The 20,424-nt window shown below is 62.4% G+C and carries 20 protein-coding genes; 14 read left to right on the top strand and 6 right to left on the bottom strand.

The annotated features are described in order from the left end of the window. Nucleotides 1-101: 101 nt before the first annotated feature. The 5 genes from R6254_RS19745 to R6254_RS19725 all read left to right on the top strand — a co-directional run bounded on the left by R6254_RS19745 (nt 102) and on the right by R6254_RS19725 (nt 5,947). Nucleotides 102-1,112: an ABC transporter permease subunit gene (locus tag R6254_RS19745; protein ID WP_318409387.1), complete on the top strand. Its 1,011-nt coding sequence runs from the start codon at nt 102-104 to the stop codon at nt 1,110-1,112. Next, nucleotides 1,109-2,008: an ABC transporter permease subunit gene (locus R6254_RS19740; RefSeq protein WP_318409386.1), complete on the top strand. Its 900-nt coding sequence runs from the start codon at nt 1,109-1,111 to the stop codon at nt 2,006-2,008. Before R6254_RS19745 ends, R6254_RS19740 begins: the two co-directional genes overlap by 4 nt. 133 nt (nt 2,009-2,141) lie before the next feature. Beyond that, complete coding sequence (locus tag R6254_RS19735) at nt 2,142-3,173, top strand: ABC transporter ATP-binding protein (RefSeq protein ID WP_318409385.1); 1,032 nt, start codon at nt 2,142-2,144, stop codon at nt 3,171-3,173. Then, on the top strand, nt 3,170-4,165 hold the full coding sequence (locus R6254_RS19730; protein ID WP_318409384.1) for a dipeptide ABC transporter ATP-binding protein: 996 nt from the start codon (nt 3,170-3,172) through the stop codon (nt 4,163-4,165). Before R6254_RS19735 ends, R6254_RS19730 begins: the two co-directional genes overlap by 4 nt. 132 nt (nt 4,166-4,297) lie before the next feature. After that, nucleotides 4,298-5,947, top strand: coding sequence for an ABC transporter substrate-binding protein (locus tag R6254_RS19725; RefSeq protein ID WP_318409383.1), 1,650 nt, complete (start codon nt 4,298-4,300; stop codon nt 5,945-5,947). Nucleotides 5,948-6,077: 130 nt separating this feature from the next. Here R6254_RS19725 and R6254_RS19720 read toward each other — a convergent pair whose 3' ends face one another. Then, nucleotides 6,078-7,784 (bottom strand): thiamine pyrophosphate-binding protein, encoded by a 1,707-nt coding sequence (locus R6254_RS19720; RefSeq protein ID WP_318409382.1) that lies wholly within the window; start codon nt 7,782-7,784, stop codon nt 6,078-6,080. 141 nt (nt 7,785-7,925) lie between these two features. Beyond that, nucleotides 7,926-8,234, bottom strand: a complete 309-nt coding sequence (locus R6254_RS19715) for a hypothetical protein (RefSeq protein WP_318409381.1) — start codon at nt 8,232-8,234, stop codon at nt 7,926-7,928. 165 nt (nt 8,235-8,399) lie between these two features. Here R6254_RS19715 and R6254_RS19710 point away from each other — a divergent pair, with 165 nt between their 5' ends. From R6254_RS19710 to R6254_RS19675, 8 genes are all read left to right on the top strand, one after another. Then, nucleotides 8,400-9,050, top strand: a complete 651-nt coding sequence (locus tag R6254_RS19710; RefSeq protein ID WP_318409380.1) for a TetR/AcrR family transcriptional regulator — start codon at nt 8,400-8,402, stop codon at nt 9,048-9,050. 149 nt (nt 9,051-9,199) lie between these two features. Then, on the top strand, nt 9,200-10,183 hold the full coding sequence (locus tag R6254_RS19705; protein WP_318409379.1) for a tripartite tricarboxylate transporter substrate binding protein: 984 nt from the start codon (nt 9,200-9,202) through the stop codon (nt 10,181-10,183). Between the two features lie 110 nt (nt 10,184-10,293). Beyond that, nucleotides 10,294-11,457 (top strand): Gfo/Idh/MocA family protein, encoded by a 1,164-nt coding sequence (locus R6254_RS19700; RefSeq protein ID WP_318409378.1) that lies wholly within the window; start codon nt 10,294-10,296, stop codon nt 11,455-11,457. Between the two features lie 64 nt (nt 11,458-11,521). Then, complete coding sequence (locus R6254_RS19695) at nt 11,522-12,709, top strand: dihydrodipicolinate synthase family protein (protein WP_318409377.1); 1,188 nt, start codon at nt 11,522-11,524, stop codon at nt 12,707-12,709. Between the two features lie 92 nt (nt 12,710-12,801). Then, on the top strand, nt 12,802-13,680 hold the full coding sequence (locus R6254_RS19690; RefSeq protein ID WP_318409376.1) for a sugar phosphate isomerase/epimerase family protein: 879 nt from the start codon (nt 12,802-12,804) through the stop codon (nt 13,678-13,680). Nucleotides 13,681-13,728: 48 nt separating this feature from the next. Continuing rightward, entirely contained in the window at nt 13,729-14,820 is a 1,092-nt protein-coding gene (locus R6254_RS19685; protein WP_318409375.1) for a DNA glycosylase AlkZ-like family protein, read from the top strand. 144 nt (nt 14,821-14,964) lie between these two features. After that, a complete protein-coding gene (locus R6254_RS19680) occupies nt 14,965-15,861 on the top strand; it encodes a DMT family transporter (RefSeq protein ID WP_318409374.1) in 897 nt (298 codons plus the stop codon). A gap of 21 nt (nt 15,862-15,882) precedes the next feature. Next, the gene (locus tag R6254_RS19675) at nt 15,883-16,440 is read left to right on the top strand and encodes a DNA-3-methyladenine glycosylase (protein WP_318409373.1); all 558 of its coding nucleotides are present in this window, start codon (nt 15,883-15,885) and stop codon (nt 16,438-16,440) included. 5 nt (nt 16,441-16,445) lie between these two features. Here the strand turns inward: R6254_RS19675 and R6254_RS19670 are convergent, their stop codons facing one another. Continuing rightward, nucleotides 16,446-17,684 (bottom strand): MFS transporter, encoded by a 1,239-nt coding sequence (locus R6254_RS19670; protein WP_318409372.1) that lies wholly within the window; start codon nt 17,682-17,684, stop codon nt 16,446-16,448. A gap of 75 nt (nt 17,685-17,759) precedes the next feature. Between R6254_RS19670 and R6254_RS19665 the strand changes: the two genes are divergently transcribed. Continuing rightward, the gene (locus R6254_RS19665) at nt 17,760-18,584 is read left to right on the top strand and encodes an AraC family transcriptional regulator (protein ID WP_318409371.1); all 825 of its coding nucleotides are present in this window, start codon (nt 17,760-17,762) and stop codon (nt 18,582-18,584) included. Between the two features lie 74 nt (nt 18,585-18,658). Here R6254_RS19665 and R6254_RS19660 read toward each other — a convergent pair whose 3' ends face one another. The 3 genes from R6254_RS19660 to R6254_RS19650 form a co-directional block, all read right to left on the bottom strand. Beyond that, nucleotides 18,659-18,817: a dienelactone hydrolase family protein gene (locus R6254_RS19660; RefSeq protein WP_412103199.1), complete on the bottom strand. Its 159-nt coding sequence runs from the start codon at nt 18,815-18,817 to the stop codon at nt 18,659-18,661. A 308-nt stretch (nt 18,818-19,125) separates the two neighbouring features. Further along, nucleotides 19,126-19,386, bottom strand: a complete 261-nt coding sequence (locus R6254_RS19655; RefSeq protein WP_318409369.1) for a hypothetical protein — start codon at nt 19,384-19,386, stop codon at nt 19,126-19,128. 193 nt (nt 19,387-19,579) lie between these two features. Continuing rightward, nucleotides 19,580-20,242 (bottom strand): FABP family protein, encoded by a 663-nt coding sequence (locus tag R6254_RS19650; RefSeq protein ID WP_318409368.1) that lies wholly within the window; start codon nt 20,240-20,242, stop codon nt 19,580-19,582. Nucleotides 20,243-20,424 lie beyond the last annotated feature (182 nt).

Below are 20,424 nucleotides of genomic sequence, written 5' to 3'. Positions count from 1 at the left end.
CGCACTGCGAATAATGGAGGCCTATGTTGATGCCCTCCCAAACCCGCGCAGTGCAAGCAGCTTCCAGCTGAGCAGAACGCCCTGTTGGACCTCTGGCCACCATGCTGCGTTTTATCCTGACCCGACTGAGCCTGATCATTCCCACCTTCCTGGGCATGACCTTGCTGGCCTTCTTTTTGATTCGCATGGTGCCGGGCGATCCCATCGAAACCATGGCCGGCGAGCGCGGCATAGATCCCGCACGCCACGCGCAGTTGCTCAAAGAGTACGGCCTGGACCGGCCCGTGCTGGTGCAATACGGCATCTACATCGGCCGCGTGCTCCAGGGCGACCTGGGCAAATCCATCATCACGCAAGAGCCGGTCCTCCGTGAATTTTTGACGCTGTTCCCGGCCACCATCGAGCTGGCCTTGTGCGCCATCCTGTTTGCCTTGCTGGTGGGTATTCCCGCCGGCATTCTGGCGGCGGTCAAACGCAACTCCATCCTGGACCACGGCGTCATGGGGGTCTCGCTGACCGGTTATTCCATGCCTATCTTCTGGTGGGGCCTGCTGCTGATCCTGCTGTTTTCGGTTCAACTGGGCTGGACGCCGGTGTCGGGGCGGCTGTCGGTGCAATATTTCATCGAGCCCACCACCGGTTTTTTGCTGATCGATTCCCTGCTCTCGGACGACAAAGGCGCCTTCTGGTCGGCCGTCTCCCACCTGATCCTGCCCATGGTTGTGCTGGGCACCCACACGCTGGCGGTGATCGCGCGCATGACACGTTCGGCCATGCTGGAAGTGCTGGGCGAGGACTACATCCGCACGGCGCGCGCCAAAGGCTTGTCCAAGCTGCGTGTGGTGGCCCTGCATGCGCTGCGCAACGCCTTGATTCCGGTGGTCACCGTGATTGGCCTGCAGGTCGGTGTGTTGTTCACGGGGGCGATTTTGACCGAGACCATTTTTTCCTGGCCCGGTGTCGGCAAATGGCTGATCGAAGCCATCAGCCGCCGCGACTACCCGGTGCTGCAAGGCGGCATCTTGCTGCTGGGATTGATCGTGATGGCGGTCAACCTGCTGGTGGACATCACCTACGGCATCATCAATCCACGGATCAGGCACCAGCGATGAACACGGCCACACTGAGCACTGCCAACCCCTCGGCACCGGCCCATCCGCTGCGCGAGTTCTGGCGTTATTTCAGCGCCAACCACGGCGCGGTCGTAGGCCTGGTGATTGTGCTGGCGGTGCTGCTGATTGCGCTGTTTGCACCGGTGCTGGCCCCGCACCCACCCAACATCACCAACAGCGCGGTGTTTCTGCAGCCGCCGGCCTGGCAGGCTGGCGGTTCCTGGACCTACCCCCTGGGCACCGACGCCATAGGCCGCGACATCCTGTCGCGCCTGATGTACGGCGCCCGCCTGTCCCTGGTGATTGGCCTGGCCGTGGTCGCGCTGTCAGTCATCGTGGGCACCGTGCTGGGCCTGCTTTCGGGCTTTTTCCGCGGCATCTTCGAAATTGCCGTGATGCGCCTGATGGACATCATCCTGACCCTGCCCAGCCTGCTGCTGGCCATTGTCATCGTCGCCATTCTGGGCCCCGGCCTGATCAACGCCATGCTGGCGGTGGCCATCGTGGTACTGCCCCACTATGTGCGTATCACCCGCGCCGCCGTGATCGCCGAAACCTCGCGCGACTACGTGACGGCCGCCCGCATGTGTGGCGCGAGCCGCCTGCGGCTGATGTTCAGCGAAATCCTGCCCAACTGCGCAGCGCCGCTGATCGTGCAGGCCTCGCTGGGTGTGTCCACCGCCATTCTGGACGCCGCAGCACTGGGCTTTCTGGGCCTGGGTGCCCAGCCGCCCTCGCCGGAATGGGGCACCATGCTGGCCGACGCCCGGGAGTTTGTGCTTCGCGCATGGTGGGTGGTGACGTTCCCAGGCCTCGCCATCCTCATCACGGTGCTGGCCTTCAACCTGCTCGGCGACGGATTACGTGACGCGTTCGATCCAAAACTTAAGAGATGACCAATACTCACCCACACCCCATGCGTCTCTTCGCAAGTAACAGCGCGGAACCGGCTTCGCCGGGCCGCAGCTGTTGCCCCCGGAGAGGGGATCCGGCTACACGAAGTGAGCCGAGAAGGGGGAGTGACTAACTATGGCCCTGCTCGAAATCGAAAACCTGTCCGTCGAGTTTCCTTCCCACAACGGTATGCTGCAGGCGGTGGACGGTGTCAGCCTCTCGCTCGAAGAAGGCGAGGTGCTGGGCATTGTGGGGGAATCGGGTTCCGGCAAAAGTGTCACCATGATGGCGCTGATGGGCCTGGTCGCCTACCCGGGCCGGGTACGTGCCGACAAGCTGCGGTTTGCTGGCCACGATTTACTGGCCTTGTCCGATCGCGAGCGCAACAAGCTCATCGGCAAAGACGTGGCCATGATTTTCCAGGACCCCACCACCAGCCTGAACCCCTGCTTCACCATTGGGTTCCAGATCACCGAGACCCTGCGCCAACATTTGAAGCTGGATCAGAAAGCCGCCACACGCAAAGCCATCGAGCTGCTGGAACAAGTCGGCATTCCCGCACCGGAAAGTCGACTCAAGGCCTACCCGCATCAGTTGTCCGGCGGCATGAACCAGCGCGTGATGATCGCCATGGCGATTGCCTGCAACCCTCGCCTGCTGATTGCCGACGAACCCACCACGGCGCTGGACGTGACCATCCAGGCGCAAATCCTGGACTTGTTGCGCAGCCTGCAAAAAGAACGCGGCATGGCGCTGGTGCTGATCACCCACAACATGGGTGTGGTGTCCGAGATGGCGCAACGTGTGGCCGTGATGTATGCCGGCCAGATCATGGAAGAACAAAACGCCCACCCGCTGTTCAACACACCGCAACACCCCTACACCGAAGCCCTGTTGGCTGCCCTGCCCGAACGCAGCGACGGCAGCACCCGCCTGGCGACCATTCCGGGCATGGTGCCCGGCCTCTACGACAGGCCGAACGGCTGCCTGTTTGCGCCACGCTGCGCCTACGCCACCGAACACACATGCAAGGAACGCCCGCTGCTGCGCGCCTGGGAGGCCGGTACACCCGCGGGCGGCAAAGTGCGTTGCCACTACCCGCTGGGCGATCCCGGCCGGGAAGCCGCCATCTTGCGTGATACGCCGCTGGCCAGGGCCGAAGCATGAGTACCGCCCCCGCCACGCCGCCTGTGGTCCAGGCCCGCAATCTCCAGCGGGTCTACGAGATACGCCGCGGCTTTTTCCGCGCACCCGACCACCTGCAGGCCGTGGGTAGTGTGTCTTTTGAACTCCAGGCGGGCAAGACCCTGGCGGTGGTCGGTGAATCCGGCTGCGGCAAGTCCACCCTGGCCCGCATGGTGTCCCTGATTGAAACGCCCAGTGCCGGCCAGTTGTCCATCCAGGGCGTGGATGCCATCCATGCGCCGCGCCAGCAACGCCTGGGCCTGCGCCAGGCCGTGCAACTGGTGTTTCAAAACCCCTTCGGCTCGCTCAATCCGCGCAAAAAAATAGGCGCTATTCTGGAAGCGCCGCTGGAAATCAACACCACCTTGCCGGCGGCCGAACGGGCCGCCCAGGCCCGCGCCATGCTCGCCCTGGTGGGCCTGCGGCCTGAACACTACGACCGTTATCCCCACATGTTTTCCGGTGGGCAACGCCAGCGTATCGCCATCGCGCGGGCCCTGATGCTCCGCCCCGCCCTAGTGGTGGCCGACGAACCGGTGTCGGCGCTGGATGTGTCGATCCAGGCCCAGGTGCTCAACCTGCTGGCCGACCTGCAGCAGACCCTGGGACTGGCCTACCTGTTCATCTCGCACGACCTCGGTGTGGTGCGCCACATCGCCCACGATGTGCTGGTGATGTACCTGGGCCACACGGTGGAGCACGGCGACAAAACCACCCTGTTTGAAAGACCCTTGCACCCCTACACCCAGGCCTTGCTGGCATCCACACCGGGGCTGGCCGGCAGCAGCATCGTGCGGCAGCGCATTGTGCTCAAAGGCGAGTTGCCTTCGCCGCTCAACCCGCCCACAGGCTGCGTTTTTTCCACCCGCTGTCCGCATGTAACCGAACGTTGCCGCGCCGAAAGGCCGGCGCTGCGCGAACTTGCCAACCGCCAGGTGGCTTGCCATCATGCGGAAAAGTTCCTCGTTGCGTGAGTTGTCTCCGTGCTTAGCCAGCATGGGTCTGCCACGCTTTTTCAGGGCCGTGACACGCGCCGCACACCGGTGCACGTACTGGCCGCCAGCCCGCTGCTTTGCAGCATTCAACCGCCAAAGGGAGTTCGTCAAATGATTCAGACCCAACCCACTGCAAGCCCCGGCCCAGGGAAGCTGCGCCCGCTCCAGCGTGCCTTGTTCTGCACGCTGGCCTTGCCCGCGTTGCTGGCCTTGTCACCCGTGGCGGCCAAAACCCTGGTGTTCTGCTCGGAAGGCAGCCCGGAAAACTTCTACCCCGGCGTCAACACCACGGGCACGTCCTTTGATGCCAACGAGCCGATTTACAACCGCATCGTCGAGTTTGAGCGCGGTGGCACCAAGGTGATGCCGGGCCTGGCCGAGAAGTGGGACATCTCCGCCGACGGCAAGGAATACACCTTCCACCTGCGCAAGGGTGTGAAATGGCATGGCAGCAGCAAAAGTTTCAAACCCACACGCGACTTCAACGCCGACGACGTGTTGTTCATGTTCGAGCGCCAGTGGAAAGAAGACAACCCTTTCTTCAAGGTGACCAGCCCCAACCACTCCTACTTCAGCGACATGGGCATGCCCAAGCTGCTCAAGTCAGTAGAAAAGGTCAACGACTACACCGTCAAGATCACGCTGGAAAAACCCGAAGCACCGTTCCTCGCCAACCTGGCCATGCCGTATGCGGCGGTCCAGTCCAAGGAATACGCCGACACCATGCTGAAAGCCGGCACGCCGGAAAAAATCGACCAGGACCCGGTCGGCACCGGTCCCTTCTACCTGGTGCAGTACCAGAAAGACGCGGTGATTCGTTACAAGGCCTTCCCGCAATACTGGGGCGGCAAGGCCAAGATCGACGACCTCGTGTATTCGATCACCACCGATGCTTCGGTGCGCTGGGCCAAGCTGCAAAAAGGCGAGTGCCATGTCATGCCTTACCCGAATCCGGCCGACCTCGAGGCCATCCGCAAGGACCCCAACATCCAGGTGCTGGAGCAGCCCGGCCTGAACGTCGGTTACCTGGCCTACAACACGACCAAAAAACCGTTTGACGATGTGCGTGTGCGCAAGGCCATCAACATGGCCATCAACAAAAAAGCCATCGTGGACGGCGTTTACCTGGGCACCGGCATCGCCGCCAAAAACCCGATCCCGCCCTCGATGTGGTCGTACAACGACGCGGTCAAGGACGACGCCTACAACCCCGAGGCCGCCAAGAAGCTGCTGGCCGAGGCCGGTTACCCCAATGGCTTCAGCACCGACTTGTGGGCCATGCCGGTACAACGCCCCTACAACCCGAACGCCAAACGGATTGCCGAGCTGATGCAGGCCGACCTGGTCAAGGTCGGCGTCAAGGCCGAGATCAAGAGTTTTGAATGGGGCGAATACCGCAAGCGCCTGCAGGCCGGCGAACACCAGATGGGCATGCTGGGCTGGACCGGCGACAACGGCGACCCGGACAACTTCATGTACACCCTGCTGGGTTGCGCCTCGGCCCAGTCGGCCAGCGGCAGCAACGTCGCCAAGTTCTGCCACCAGCCGTATGAAGACCTGGTGCTCAAAGCCAAAACCGTCACCAGCCAGGCCGAACGCACCAAGCTCTACCAGCAGGCACAAGTCATCTTCAAGGAGCAGGCGCCATGGTTCACGATTGCCCATGCGGTGCAGCTCAAACCTGTGCGCAAAAACGTGATCGACTACAAAAACAGCCCCTTTGGCCGCCACAACTTCTACGGCGTGGACATCAAGGAATAAGTATGGCTGCGCACCGGGTCATGCGATGGCCCGGTCTCTGACAAAAGGCCGGCACAACCGGCCTTTTGTCATTTTCCAAAGAAAATAATGCCTGCAGCCCATGATCCACGGGCGCAAGCAGCTATCAACTTTATAGCAACCGATTCAACGCCGTCTGCGTGATGGCCGACAAGGTACCGCGTGTGCTGATGACCTCCGGGTCCAGCATGATCTCGATCAGCGCGCCTTCCTTGCCCTTCAGCGCCTGGCGCATGACCGCTTCAAACTCCTCGGTGCGTGTGATACGCGTGGCGGTGTAGCCATAAGCCCGCGCCAGCGCACAGAAGTCCGGGTTCTGCAGATTCGAGCCGCTGACGTGGCGCGGGTACTCGCGCTCCTGGTGCATACGGATGGTGCCGTACATGCCGTTGTTCAGCAGCAGGACGATGCTTTTCGCACCATGCTGCACGGCGGTGGCCAGTTCCTGGCCATTCATCAAAAAGTCGCCGTCGCCGGCAATCGTGAAAGCCGTGCGGCCGGTGGTGATGGCAGCGGCGATACCGGCCGGCACGCCATAACCCATGGCGCCCACGGTGGGCGCCAGCTGCGTCTTCAGGCCTTTGACCAGCCCGTGGTGTTTGAAAAAGCGGTGCACCCAGCTCGCAAAATTGCCGGCGCCATTGGTCAACACCGCATCAACCGGCAGCAACTTTTGCAAGGTCGCAACGATGGCCGGCATGTCGATGTTGCCCGGCAACACCACACCGGCATTGGCCGGATCCACATTGGCCAGGTAGTCCTGATTGGCGGAAGCCGTCCACGCCTCCCAGGCCACGGACACCGGCGCCGTCAACACCTCCAGCGAACGCGCCGCCGCATTCATGGTGGCGTTGATCGCCAGGTCGGCCTGGAAGACGCGGTTGAGTTCTTCGGCGCTGGCGTGGATATGCACCAGCTTTTGCTGAGGACGCGGCGCTTCGATCAAGGTGTAGCCGCCGGTGGTCATTTCGCCCAGGCGCGGGCCGATGGCCAAAATCAGGTCGGCCTGCTTGATACGCGCAGCCAGCTTGGGATTCAGGCCTATACCCACATCGCCGGCGTACAGCGGGTGGTGGTTGTCAAAGGTGTCCTGAAAACGGAAGGCATTACCCACCGGCAGCGACCAATTTTCGGCAAAGCGTTGCAAGGCCTGCGCCGCCTGCGGCGTCCAGCCGCCGCCGCCGGCAATCACCAGCGGGCGCTGCGATTGCAGCAACAGCTCGCGCAGCTTGCGCAGCGAGCCGGGATCGCTCCAGGCTTCGACCGCCTCCACACGCGGCAGCGGCGCCAGGTCCACCGTTTGCGTCAACATATCTTCCGGCAACACCAGCACCACCGGCCCGGGCCGGCCGTTCATGGCCGTGGCAAAAGCGCGCGCCACATATTCGGGAATACGCCGCGCATCGTCGATACGCTCCACCCGCTTGGCCATGCCCTTGGTGCTGGGGCCGAAGAAACTGCTGTAATCCACCTCCTGGAAAGCTTCGCGGTCGCGCGTGTCGCTGGCCACGTCGCCGACAAACAGGATCATGGGTGTGGAATCCTGAAAGGCAGTGTGCACGCCGATGGAGGCATTGGTGGCACCCGGTCCACGCGTCACAAAACAGATGCCGGGCCGCCCGGTCAACTTGCCATGCGCTTCGGCCATGAAGGCGGCGCCGCCCTCTTGCCGGTTGGTGATGAAACTGATCTTGTCGTGGTAGGCATGAAAGCCGTCGAGCACCGCGAGGTAACTCTCCCCCGGAACACCGAACGCATGGGTGACGCCCTGGGCCACAAGGCATTGAACAAGAAGATGGCCGGCAAGTTGTGTTGTCATGCCACCTATTATGTTGCCCCCACGGTCGCTCACTGCGTGTAGCTCCCTGCCCCCCGAGGGGGCCGCTGCGCCTGCGGTCTGGCAAAGCCAGTCCCGCGGCCCCTGCTTGAAGGGGATGTTGCCCCTTCACCCCTTGATCATCTACTCGGGCGTCTTGTTGTCGCCATCGGCCCCGCCGGCTTCCAGCGCCTGTTTGGCCAGTTCTTCGTCGCTCAGCGGCGGTGCGTTTTGCAGCGCATCAAGTTCCTCCAGGAACTCGGGCGTCGGCTGCTCGTGCTCCAGCAACACTTCCTCGAGCTTCTGCCTGCCGGTCTCCACATGTACCGAAGGAGAATGCAGTTCGGTAGGCGGCACCGGGAATTTCTCGCCGAGCTCAAACTTGAGCGCCTCGGCCTTTTCGTCCACCCAAGTCGCGAAGTCTCCGTCTTTGGGCGTGGTCGAATCATGCATGGCCGTCTCCTTGAAATGGCAAGGACGCGGGTGGCCCATGCCTGCCTCATGATGACATGGGCTTGTTACAGTTGCTGTCATCCAATGCCGCGATCGGGCATGCCGCCTCGCGCGACCTGCCAATGCCGATCTTGCATTAATTCACCAAACAGTTAAATTAAGCCCATGCCAAGCGCCAAAGCCAAACCCACCGAGCCCCGCTCACGCGATGCCGACCGCTCCCAACTCGCGATCCTGCTGGCCGCCCGGGATGAATTTGCACAACACGGCCTGGGCGGTGCACGTGTTGACCGGATTGCCGAACGCGCCGACGTCAACAAGCGTCTGATTTATTACTACTTCACCAGCAAGGATGAGCTGTTTCTGGCCGTGCTGGAGAATGCCTATGCCGACATCCGCGAGGCCGAAACCCAGTTGCACCTGCGCGACATGCCGCCGGCCCAGGCAATCCAGCGGCTGACCGAGTTCACCTGGGAATACTACCTGGCCCACCCCGAATTTTTGACGCTGCTCAACAGCGAAAACCTGCACCAGGGCCGGCATCTGGCCATGTCCGGACGGGTGCGCGACATGAACTCGCCGCTGATCCAGACGCTGGCCGAAATCCTCGAACGCGGGCGCAGCGAAGGCCTGTTTCGCGGCGGTATCGACCCGATCCAGCTCTACGTCTCGATCGCCGGCATGGCCTACTTTTACCTCTCCAACAACCACACGCTCTCGGCAATTTTCGGACGTGATCTGATGACCCCCAAAGCCCACCACGAGCGCCTGTCGCACATGAGCGATGTCATCCTAGGGTATGTACTTAGAAACTGATCCGGGGTGGGAATTGACGCGGCAAGGCCCTTGTTTTTACAATTCACAATTCACTCAATGGTGAATTAGACGTAAACTCCGGTTTGCTTCACCCTGCCGATCGCCTGGTCAGCAGGTGCCGCCCCTTCATTGCCCTTCCAGGAGACAACATGAACTTGACACGCCGCGCCGCCTTGGCTTCCCTCACCTGCATGGCGGCCTTGTCGCCGCTGCTTGCCAGCGCCCAGGCCGCCTACCCGAGCAAGCCGATCCGCGTGGTTGTGCCTTTCGCCGCCGGCAGCACCACCGACATCATTGCCCGCGCCATCGCCGACAAGATGGGTGCCAGCATGGGCCAGACGCTGGTGATCGACAACCGCGGCGGCGCCAGCGGCACCATCGGCCAGCAGGCCGTGGCCACGGCCGCGCCGGACGGCTACACCATCATGATTCACTCCTCGTCGCACACGGTCAGCCCCTCGACCTTTGCCAAACTGCCCTTCGACACCGTGGGTGACTTTGCCGGTGTGACACCGATCTCCAGCACCCCCAACGTGCTGGTGATCTCGCCGACAAAAAACATCAAAACCTTGCCAGAGCTGCTCGCCGCCGCCCGTGCCAAGCCCGGCAGCATGAATTTCGCCTCGGCCGGCCAAGGCAGCGCCACCCACCTGAACGCCGAGAAGTTCAAGCTCGCAGCCAAAATCGAAGCGACCAACATCCCGTTCAAAGGCTCCGGAGAAGCCGTGACCGAGGTGATGTCCGGCCGCGTCGACTACTACTTCTCGCCCATCGCGCCGGTGATCGGCCAGATCCGCAACAACCAGCTGGTGGCGCTGGCCGTCGGCTCGCCCAAACGCGCCAGTGCCCTGCCCCAGGTGCCGACCACGGCCGAAGCCGGTGTGCCCGGCTCCGAGTTCAACTTCTGGATTGGCATGATGGCACCCGCCAAGACCCCGCGCGACATCGTCAACCGCCTGCACGACGAAGTCGTGAAGGCCCTGGCCACGCCGGAAGTCAAGGAGCGCTTCGCCGCGCTGGGCGCCGATGCCTGGACGCTCAAGCCCGAGCAGTTCGACAGCTACATCAAAGACGAAATCAAAAGCAACGCCTCGCTGGTCAAAGCCGCCGGCCTCTCCCCCGCGCCTCAGTAATTTTTTCCCGCCCGGTTAACGTCCGGGCCGAGTGACCCAGGCCCGCGCCTGGCCCCATTCGGCACCGGCGCGGCCACCGCATTCTCAACGCACTTACAAGGACCTCTCACATGGCCACTCAACGACTAGGACTCATCATGCACGGCGTCACCGGACGCATGGGCATGAACCAACATCTGATCCGCTCCATCGTCGCGATCCGCAAACAAGGCGGCGTTACGCTGTCCAACGGCGACAAGGTCATGCCCGACCCGATCCTGATCGGCCGCAACGCCGAGAAGATGGAAGCCCTGGCCAAGACCTGGAACATCGAACGTTGGGGCACCGACCTCGACAAGGCGCTGGCCAACCCGGACGACACCGTTTTCTTCGACGCCGGCACCACACAGATGCGCCCGACCTTGCTGGCCAAAGCCATTCGTGCCGGCAAACACGTGTACTGCGAAAAACCGATTGCCACCAATCTCAACGAAGCCGTTGAAATCGCCCGACTGGCTGAAAAATCAGGCCTGAAACACGGCGCCGTTCAGGACAAACTCTTTTTGCCAGGTCTGCGCAAGCTCGACATGCTGCGCCGCGCTGGCTTCTTCGGCAAGATGTTGTCGGTGCGCCTGGAGTTCGGCTACTGGGTGTTTGAAGGCGACCTGCAACCGATCCAGCGTCCGTCGTGGAACTACCGCACCGAAGACGGCGGCGGCATGATCCTGGACATGATGTGCCACTGGCGTTATGTGCTGGACAACCTGTTCGGCGAAGTCAAGTCCATCTCCTGCATAGGCGCGACCCACATTCCCGAGCGCTGGGACGAAGCCGGCAAGCCTTACCAGGCCACCGCCGACGACGCGGCTTATGCCACGGCTGAGCTGATCGGCCACAGCGGCGAAAACGTGATCGCACAAATGAACATGTCCTGGGCCACACGTGTGAACCGCGAGGACCTGGTCACCTTTCACGTCGACGGCACGCACGGCTCGGCCGTCGCCGGCCTGAGCTCCTGCAAGGCCCAGTCGCGCGTCAACACGCCGCGCCCCGTCTGGAACCCGGACGAGAAGCAGACGATGAGTTTTTCCGACCAGTGGCAGGAAGTGCCGGACACTCAGGTCTACGACAACGGCTTCAAGATCCAGTGGGAGCACTTCATCCGCCACGTCGTCGAAAACGAGCCCTACAAATGGACCCTGCCTGAAGGCGCCAAAGGCGTGCAGCTGGTGGAAGCCGCGCTGGAGAGCTGGAAAGAGCGCCGCTGGGTGGACGTTCCGACGCTACAGGTTTAATAGCTGCCTGCGCCCGTCAGATATGGGCTGCAGGCATATTTGATACATAAAAAAGGTAGATTTCATGCCCTTGACACTCACCCTGCCCGTCGCCGCGGGCAGCCTGCAGCCTTACACGCTGCGCGGCACCACACCGGTACGGCCCGCCAAGGGCACAAAATTCAACCGCATCGCCTACTCGGCCGCCCACGTGGTGGCCGACCCGCTGGCCGCGGTAGACCCCTGGGTCAACTGCGCTGTGGACTGGGATGCCACCATCGCCTATCGCCGCCACCTCTGGTCGCTGGGCCTGGGTGTGGCCGAAGCCATGGACACGGCGCAGCGCGGCATGGGCCTGGACTGGCCCACCTCGCTGGAGCTGATCCGCCGCTCGCTGGACGCCGCCAAAGATATGCCGGGCGCGCTGGTCGCGTCCGGTTGCGGCACCGACCACCTGGTGCTGGAGAACGTCAAAACCGTTGATGAAGTCATCGCCGGCTACGAAGAACAAATGGCGGCCATCGAAAAGTTGGGCGGCAAACTCATCGTCATGGCCAGCCGTGCGCTGGCCCGCGTGGCCAAATCACCGGCCGACTACGAACGTGTCTATGACCGCATCCTGAGCCAGGCCAAACAACCCGTGGTCTTGCACTGGTTGGGCGAGATGTTCGACCCCGCGCTGGCCGGTTACTGGGGCAGCAACAACGTCGAACAAGCCATGGACACGGCGCTGGGCATCATCAACGCCCATCCGGACAAGGTCGACGGCATCAAGATTTCCCTGCTCGACAAGGACAAGGAAATCGCCATGCGCAGGCGTCTGCCTGCCGGCGTGCGTATGTACACCGGTGACGATTTCAACTACGCCGAACTGATTGCCGGCGACGGTTTTGGCGAACAAGCCATGCACGGCCAGAGCGACGCCTTGCTCGGCATCTTCGACGCGATTGCGCCGGCCGCCAGCGCGGCTTTGGGTGAACTGGCCCTGGGCAATGTGGAGAAATTCCACGCCATCCTCGGCCCCACCGTGCCGCTGTCGCGCCACATTTTTGCCGCGCCCACACGTTTTTACAAAACCGGCGTGGTCTTCATGGCCTGGCTCAACGGCCATCAAAGCCACTTCACCATGGTGGGCGGCCAGCAAAGCACACGGTCCTTGCAACATTTCGCCGAGTTGTTCCGCCTGGCCGATGCGGCCAACCTGCTGGAGCAACCCGAGCTGGCGGTACGCCGCATGAAGACCCTGCTGGCGCTACACGGCGTCGAACATTAACCATCTGTCATCCCGGACCTGACCCGGGATCCATGCTGGTGAGCCCACATGGATGCCGGATCAAGTCCGGCGCGACACCCATTGAGGCAAGCATGAGAGATTTTTCCCAAGACCACCACTGGCTGTCCATCAACACCGCCACGGTGCGCAAACAAGCGGGTGCCGAGGTGCCGCTGGACCGCATCATCGACCAGTGCGCCGAACGCGGCATACGTGCCATCAGCCCCTGGCGCGACCAGGTGGCGGCTGTTGGACTCGACAAGGTCGCAAAACAATTGAAGGCGCACGGCATCGGCCTCTCAGGCTACTGCCGCGGCGGCTTTTTCCCCGCGGCCAATGCCGCCGGCCTGAAAGCCGCGCTGGACGACAACCGCCACGCCATCGATGAGGCCAAGACCTTGAATGCACCTTGCGTCGTGCTGGTCGTCGGCGCCCTGCCAGGCGCACTGGAAGGCAAAGCGGCCTATACCGACCTGGCCCGCGCTCGCAACGAGGTGCGTGACGGCATCGCCGCCTCGCTTGAATACGCGCGCGAAGTCGGCATGCCGCTGGCCATAGAACCGCTGCATCCCATGCAGGCCGCCGACCGCGCCTGCATCAACACGCTGGAACATGCACTCGACATCTGCGACGAACTCGACGCCGGCAAAAGCGGCATGTTGGGCGTCGCGCTCGACATCTATCACGTCTGGTGGGATCCCAAGTTGCAGCAGCAAATCGCCCGCGCGGGCAAAGAACGCTTGCTGGCCTACCACGTGTGCGACTGGCTCACACCAACACGTGACCTGCTCTCGGACCGCGGCATGATGGGGGATGGTGTGGTGGAGCTCAAGAAAATTCGCAGTTGGGTGGAAGACGCGGGTTTTACCGGCTTCAGCGAGGTTGAAATTTTCTCGACACTCGACTGGTGGCAACGTCCCGGTGCCGAAACGCTGGACATCTGCATCGAACGGCATCGCAGCGCAGTTTGACCGGGCCAGCTTCAGCGGGTTGCCGTCGAATGTGCTGAAATTCACCACATGGCTGACCCAACCCTTGACGACTTGCGCCGCTACGCCGTGGCGCGCACCCTTTTCCCGCCCACGACACTGCTGCGCGCGATCCGGCGGCTGGGCTTCGTGCAGGCCGATCCGATACGCGCGCCGGCGCGTGCGCAAGACCTCACGCTACGCCACCGCGTGAAAGACTACCGCGCGGGCGATCTGGAAAGCCGCTACACCAAGCTGGCGATCGAGGAAGACTGCCTCGTCAACTACGGTTTTCTGCCGCGCGAACATCTGGCGCTGATGCATCCGCGGCAAGCCAAACGTACCTGGGATACCGACACGCAGCGCCAGGCCGCCGACGTGCTGGCCTTTGTGCGCGAGCGCGGGCCTGTGCATCCACGCGAGGTCGAGCAACACTTTGCGCACGGCAGCGTCAAGAACTACTGGGGCGGCTCCGGCAACGCGAGTACACACCTGCTCGATGGCCTGCACTACCGCGGCCTGCTGCGCGTGGCGCTGCGCCAGAGCGGCACACGTGTCTACGAAACAGTCGCCCATGTACCCGCCGATGACAGTGCCGCCGCTCGCGCACAACGTGCCGCGGCGCTGATTGAGCTGGTGGTGCGCAAGTACGCGCCACTGCCGGCGGCGAGCCTGACTTACCTCGTGCGTCTGCTGGGTTACGGCGCGCCGCATCTGTCCGCGCAAATGCAGGCAGCCCTTAAGCTGGCCCGCGAAGAATTGGCGAGCTGCCGCATCGACGGCACCACCTGGTATTGGCCAGCGGATGAAAACCCGGCCTCACGAAAACATGCGCCCGATACGGCAGTCCGCCTGCTCGCGCCTTTCGACCCGCTGGTGTGGGACAGGCGCCGCTTTGCGCTGCTGTGGGGCTGGACCTACAAGTTCGAAGCCTATACGCCGGCGCCCAAGCGACAGTTCGGCTACTACGCCTTGCCCCTGCTCAGGCACGAACGTGTGATCGGTTGGGCCAATGTGACAAACACTGCGGACGGGCTGCAAGCAAGCTTCGGTTATGCCGATGCCAAACCGCGTGATATCGCCTTTCGCGCGGCGCTCGATGACGAGTTGCAAGGCATGATGCAATTCCTGGCTGGGCGCTGATGCAGGACCACGCCTACCCCCTGCCGCCTTGTCCATCCGCTACACGGGGCACTGCAGCGGGGTATAAACAGGCCTTCCATTTTTTCAAGAAAGCCGCATGACTGGGTACGGACGAATCAAAACTTGCGGCCTGGCCGCCACGCCATGAGCCTGCTCACGTCTGCCGCATCAGCCGCCGCAAACCGCCGCGGCATTCTCTCCATGGTGGGTGCCATGGCCTGTTTTGTCAGCAACGACGCGCTGGTGAAGTTTGCCAGCCAAAGCATGCCCAGCGCCCAACTGATTTTTGTGCGCGGTGCCTTGTCCGTCCTGCTGGTGCTGGTGGTCGCCCATGTACTGGGCGCCACCGCCCGCCTGGCCGAAGCCACACGCGGCTGGGTCGCCTGCCGCGCCGTGGTGGACGCGATAGCCACCATGCTGTACCTGGGCTCGCTGTTTCATTTGCCGATTGGCAACGCCACTGCCATCAACCTGGCGGCACCGCTGTTCATGACGGTGTTTGCCGTGTTGTTTCTCGGAGAACGGGTGCACGGTGCGCGCTGGCTGGCCGTCGGCGCCGGTTTTCTCGGTGTGTTGCTGGTGATCCAGCCGCGCGCCGAGGGCTTTAACTACTACGCGCTGGTGTGCCTGCTAGGCACGCTGTTTCACGCCGCCCGCGATTTGATGACACGCCGCATCCATGCCGGCATTCCCGCTATCCTCATCACCCTGGCCACGGCCGTGGCCGTCACCGTGGTCTCCGGCGTGTTTTCCATCTTTCAGGGCTGGCGACCTTTCGGCCTGTTTGAGTTTGCCTTGCTCGCGCTGGCCTCGGTATTTTTGACCGGCGGTTATTACCTGATCATCAACAGCATGCGCCATGGCGAGATGACACTGGTGGCGCCGTTTCGCTACAGCGGCTTGTTGTTTGCGCTGCTGCTGGGCTACACCGTGTGGGGCGACGTGCCCAACGTGCTGGCCTGGAGCGGCATTGCCCTGCTGATAGGCTCGGGCCTGTATGTGCTGCACAATGAAAAGCGACGCAAACCTTCGCCAGACTGAGCCCGTCTGGCACGACCCAACGTGCCCATCACCCTCGATTTTTTGGCCCCCTCTGCCGAGCTGGCGCACCGCCTGATAGGCGCGACCTTGCTGCTGGACGGCGTGGGCGGACGGATTGTCGAGACCGAAGCCTATGACCAGGACGATCCGGCCTCGCACAGTTTTTCAGGACCCACGCCGCGCAACGTGGCCATGTTCGGCCCACCCGCCCATGCTTATGTGTACCGGTCCTACGGCATCCACTGGTGCCTGAACCTGGTCTGCCGCGAAGAAGGCCATGGCGCCGGTGTGTTGATACGCGCGCTGGAGCCGCTGGCCGGGCTGGACAAGATGCGCGAACGGCGTGGGCTGCAAGAGCTGCGGCTCTTGTGCGCCGGGCCGGGACGGGTCGGTCAGGCGCTGGGCATCACGCGGGCGCACAACGGCTTGCCGATCACGCTGCCACCGTTTGAGTTGTTGCCGGCCCGCAGCACCAGCCGCGTGCTCAGCGGGCCGCGTATCGGCATTTCAAAAGCGGTGGACCAGCCTTGGCGATTCGGCCTGGCCGGCTCCGTGTTTTTGAGCCGGCCTTTTCGCTAAAAATTTCAAGCCATCGCCAGCGGCGTGCGCCGCACACGCCGCACATTAAACGCGCTGGCAATCAGCACCCCCAGCATCAGCGCCAGGCCCAGCAAAACACCGCGGTACATCTGGTGGTCCATCATCACGCCGAAAATCAGGGGTGACACGGCCTGGCCGATGTCCAGGCCTGCATAGACCACGCCATACACCCGGCCCGATGCGTTTTCAGGCGTGGAGCGCTTGACCAGCAAGTCGCGCGAGGGCCCGGCAATGCCGGACGAAAATCCCATCAAGCCAAATAACACGGGCACGACCCAGGCCGGAAAGCTGCCCAGGGCCAGCACCAGCGCAATCAGGGCCGCCACGCCAAAACCGCCGCCCACAATACGTTCACAACGCGCCGGGTCCGCGGCCAGAAAGCCGCCCATCACCATACCGGCCGCGCTGCACACCATGTAAATCGTCAGGCACATCGCCACCAGCGCCACGGGCACGTCATGCAACTGGCGCGCGGCCTCAGGCGCAAAAGCCTGCACCACGCTCAACACAATCGCGTACCAGAAGAAAAACGCAAAACACATCCACACCGCGGGAATTCGCAGAAAACTCAAGGAGCTGTCAACCGCCGGGGCCCCCTTGACCGGGGCCGCCACCGTCAAGGTCAGCTTGTCGCGATTCAGCAGCAACACAGCCAGCACAACAAAGGCCAGCGTACCCGCGGCCGCCAGCGCCACGCGCCAGGAGTAGGCAAAGGTCAGTGTCACCACCAGTGCCGGCGCCAGCGCCCAACCCAGACTGCCGGTGATGCCGTGCACGCTGTAAGCATGGCCCAGGCGCGGTGGGCTGACCTTGCGGTTGATCAGGGTGTAGTCCACCGGATGGAACACGCCGTTGCCGATACCGGCCAGCACCGCAAAACCGGCCATCATCCAGTAGCTGGTGCTGATGGAATAACCAAAGGCCGCGATGCCCAGCAGGCTCAGGCCGGCCAACAGAATCGGGCGCGGACCGAAACGGTCCACCACAAAACCTGACAAGGCCTGCACCGCACACGAGACGACGAAAAAAATCGTCATCAAAAAGCCTAGCTGCGCGTAGCTGACGGCGAACTCGTCCTTGAGCCAGGGAAACAGCGGCGCCAGCAGCAACTGGCTGAAGTGGCTAATCATGTGGGCCAGGCCGACCAGGCCAATGACGCCGGCGTCCTGGCGCAGGGGGACGGCATTGAAAGGAGGTGTGGGGGCGGTACTTGTGATGCTCATGCGGCTATCGTAATATCGGCCCAGGATTCCTGAATGCGACAAAAAGACATCATTTAGCGAAATCCAGCCAAACCCATGCCCCGCCATCCCGACCCCGCCAAAGCCCGTCCGCCGCTGATCTCGGTGGACGGCATAGACGCCTTCACGCCCAGCCGCGAGCGGCCGGTGCGAGTGCGGGCCCGTAGCATGCCGGCCGACACCCACTTCGAGCCGCACCGCCACGCCTGGGCGCAACTGGCCTATTGCGCCAGCGGCATCGTGCAGGTGACGGCCGCCACACCCGACGAAGTAACCTACATCGTGCCGCCTTCACGTGCGGTCTGGGTCGCACCCGGCGCCTTACATGCCATCAACGTGCTGGAGGCGGCCGAGTTCAGAACGTTGTACATCCACGCCAACGCCACCCCTGTCGGTTGGCAGGGCTGCCGCGTGATCGTGGTGTCACCGCTGCTGCGTGAAATGGTCCACGCACTAGATAGCCCTGTCCTGGGCCCCACACGCGAAGCCCTGCTCAGCACCCTGCTGCTCGACGAAATCACAGTCGCGGATACCCAGCCGCTGGGTGTGCCACTGCCACATGCCCAGCAGGGCGACAAACGCCTGCGCGCCTTGTGCGAAGCCGTGCTGCGCGCACCGTCTGAACGTGCCACCCTGGCCGAATGGGCGGCCGACACGGGCGCCAGCGAACGCACCATGGCCCGCCTGTTCCGCGACGAGTTGGGCATCAGCTACCAGCAGTGGCGCCAACAGGCCGTCCTGGCCCACGCCCTGCCTCTGCTCGCGCGCGGCACGCCGGTCAGCCAGGTAGCGGCCGCCAGCGGTTATGCCAGCGACAGCGCGTTTTCAGCCATGTTCAAGGCGGCGATGGGGCAGTCGCCGAGTTATTTTCAGAACAAATAGGGCTCCAGCCCTTATCTAGCGGGCGTAGGATGCTCCCAAAAAAGTAGCGTCTCCAGCTCGCCAGCCAGGAAGAACTATTTGTTCTCATCAAAGAAAGCCAGCATGTGCCGTGTGGCGTCCTGCGCCGTCTCTTCCTGGTAGACATCGCCGTTGGCGCCCTCGCCCCGCTTGTCCCAGCCGTGCGTGGCGCCCGGATAGACATGCCATTGCAACGGTGCGCCGCCTACCTTCATTTGATCGAGCAGCGGGAAACAGTTGGCGCATGGTACCGAACAGCGAGGGGACCCACCGCCCACCGGGCTTGAACTCGAAAAGCTCGAACGTGTTCGTGAGGCCTCTCGGCCTCCACCATCAGGCGAGTTGATCGGGCTGCTAGAACGCGACGAACACTTGTCCTGGACTCGCCAGCAATACCCGCCCGGTGCTAACGGCAAAGCACAAGGCGCAGAATGAAATGAGTGACTAAGACGCGCCGCTGGAGCCAGTCGGCTCCAGCGAACGATTCAACCGCGCTTTTGAAATCAATGGCGAGCGCCGTTTATCACACACCTTTGAAGCCAGACAGGCCGGGATATGCACGCCCCAATTGCTGTACCAAGTGATGTTCATTGTTGGCGACAAAAGTCTTTTCGCCAGGTTCCGAATCGCTGCCAGCGACAGCGGGAACAGCTTGCCGAGTTACCCCGACGGGCGGGAGTATCTTGACCAGAAACTTTCCATCCAGATGCGCAGGGAGTTGCCGGTACTCGCCCGTGACCTCGTAATGGTGATCGAGATGTTTAAAGTGGTATTTGTGTTGCATGGTCAACCTTGAAAGTAAGCCTATCAAATACTTGCATTAAAAAAAGCAGAGTGGATTTTGTCCCTCTGCAACGATCAATTCCTGAAACATTCTGGGCGGAATAGGAAATGTAGTCCATGACGCCCAACTATTGACGCCAGGCCACGGATGCCTGCGCAAGCTGGCGAAGCCCTCCGCAACAGGTCGGGCTTGCCTATCGCGCTCGGGATATCCCAGGCTTCCTTGCTGCGGCTTGTGCCGTGGGGTTGGGCGTAGGCTCGCCGATCTTGCGCAGCGTGTTGCGATCCGTATGGTGGAAAGGTTCCGCTTGCCCCGGAATGATCAATACAGTGTCCTGCTCATAGGACCAGCTTCCATCGGCGTTGATCGAGACCGTGATGCTGTAGCTCTCCGTCCTGAATGCGTGCTCCAGAAACGGATTGGACACGATCCCGTTCGTCAAGGATCCGCGGACCGCCTGGAGGCGAAACGTTCTCGCGTCAGCTGCCGCGTGACCAACAGCCATCGCCGTTTGCCCGCGCGGTATCGACAGCGTCTGCAGCACATTGCCCGTCGCCGGCTCCCATAACCAATAGCCAACCTGGTCGTGAAATGTCTCGGCATCATCTGGCTTGACGATTCGCGTGTGATAACGCAAGCCGTAGAACAGTTGCGGCCCATTGGTCTGCGCATCGATAGGCTGCAACTCCACATGTTCGATAAAAGCCTGCTTTTCAGGGCCATCAGGCTTGGGATTGACGTCAAGGCCGCGCGTGCCGCTCCAGATGCCCGCCATTCCGGTGAGCGGTCCCAGATTGGCGAGCGTATCGACGTCCGGCTCGGGTTCCGTGTAGATGTCTTTGGGGAAGTTTTCCATGGTTAATCCATAGGTCTAAGGTTTGACTTAAGCGGCCTGCCGAAGGCAGGTCCGCTTGAACGGAATACGAAGGGACTTCCCACTTCACGGTAGCGGCATCAAGTGCCAAGATTGGGTTGTTGAATTCAATCTGAAACCTATATGAAGGAGAAGTCCCATGCGCGAGATTACACGAGTTGGCG

Source organism: Polaromonas potterensis (assembly GCF_033446725.1).
Classification (GTDB): Bacteria; Pseudomonadota; Gammaproteobacteria; order Burkholderiales; family Burkholderiaceae_C; genus Polaromonas.
The sequence above is the reverse complement of the archived record's forward strand: the minus strand, read 5'-3'. Positions and strand labels throughout refer to the sequence as shown.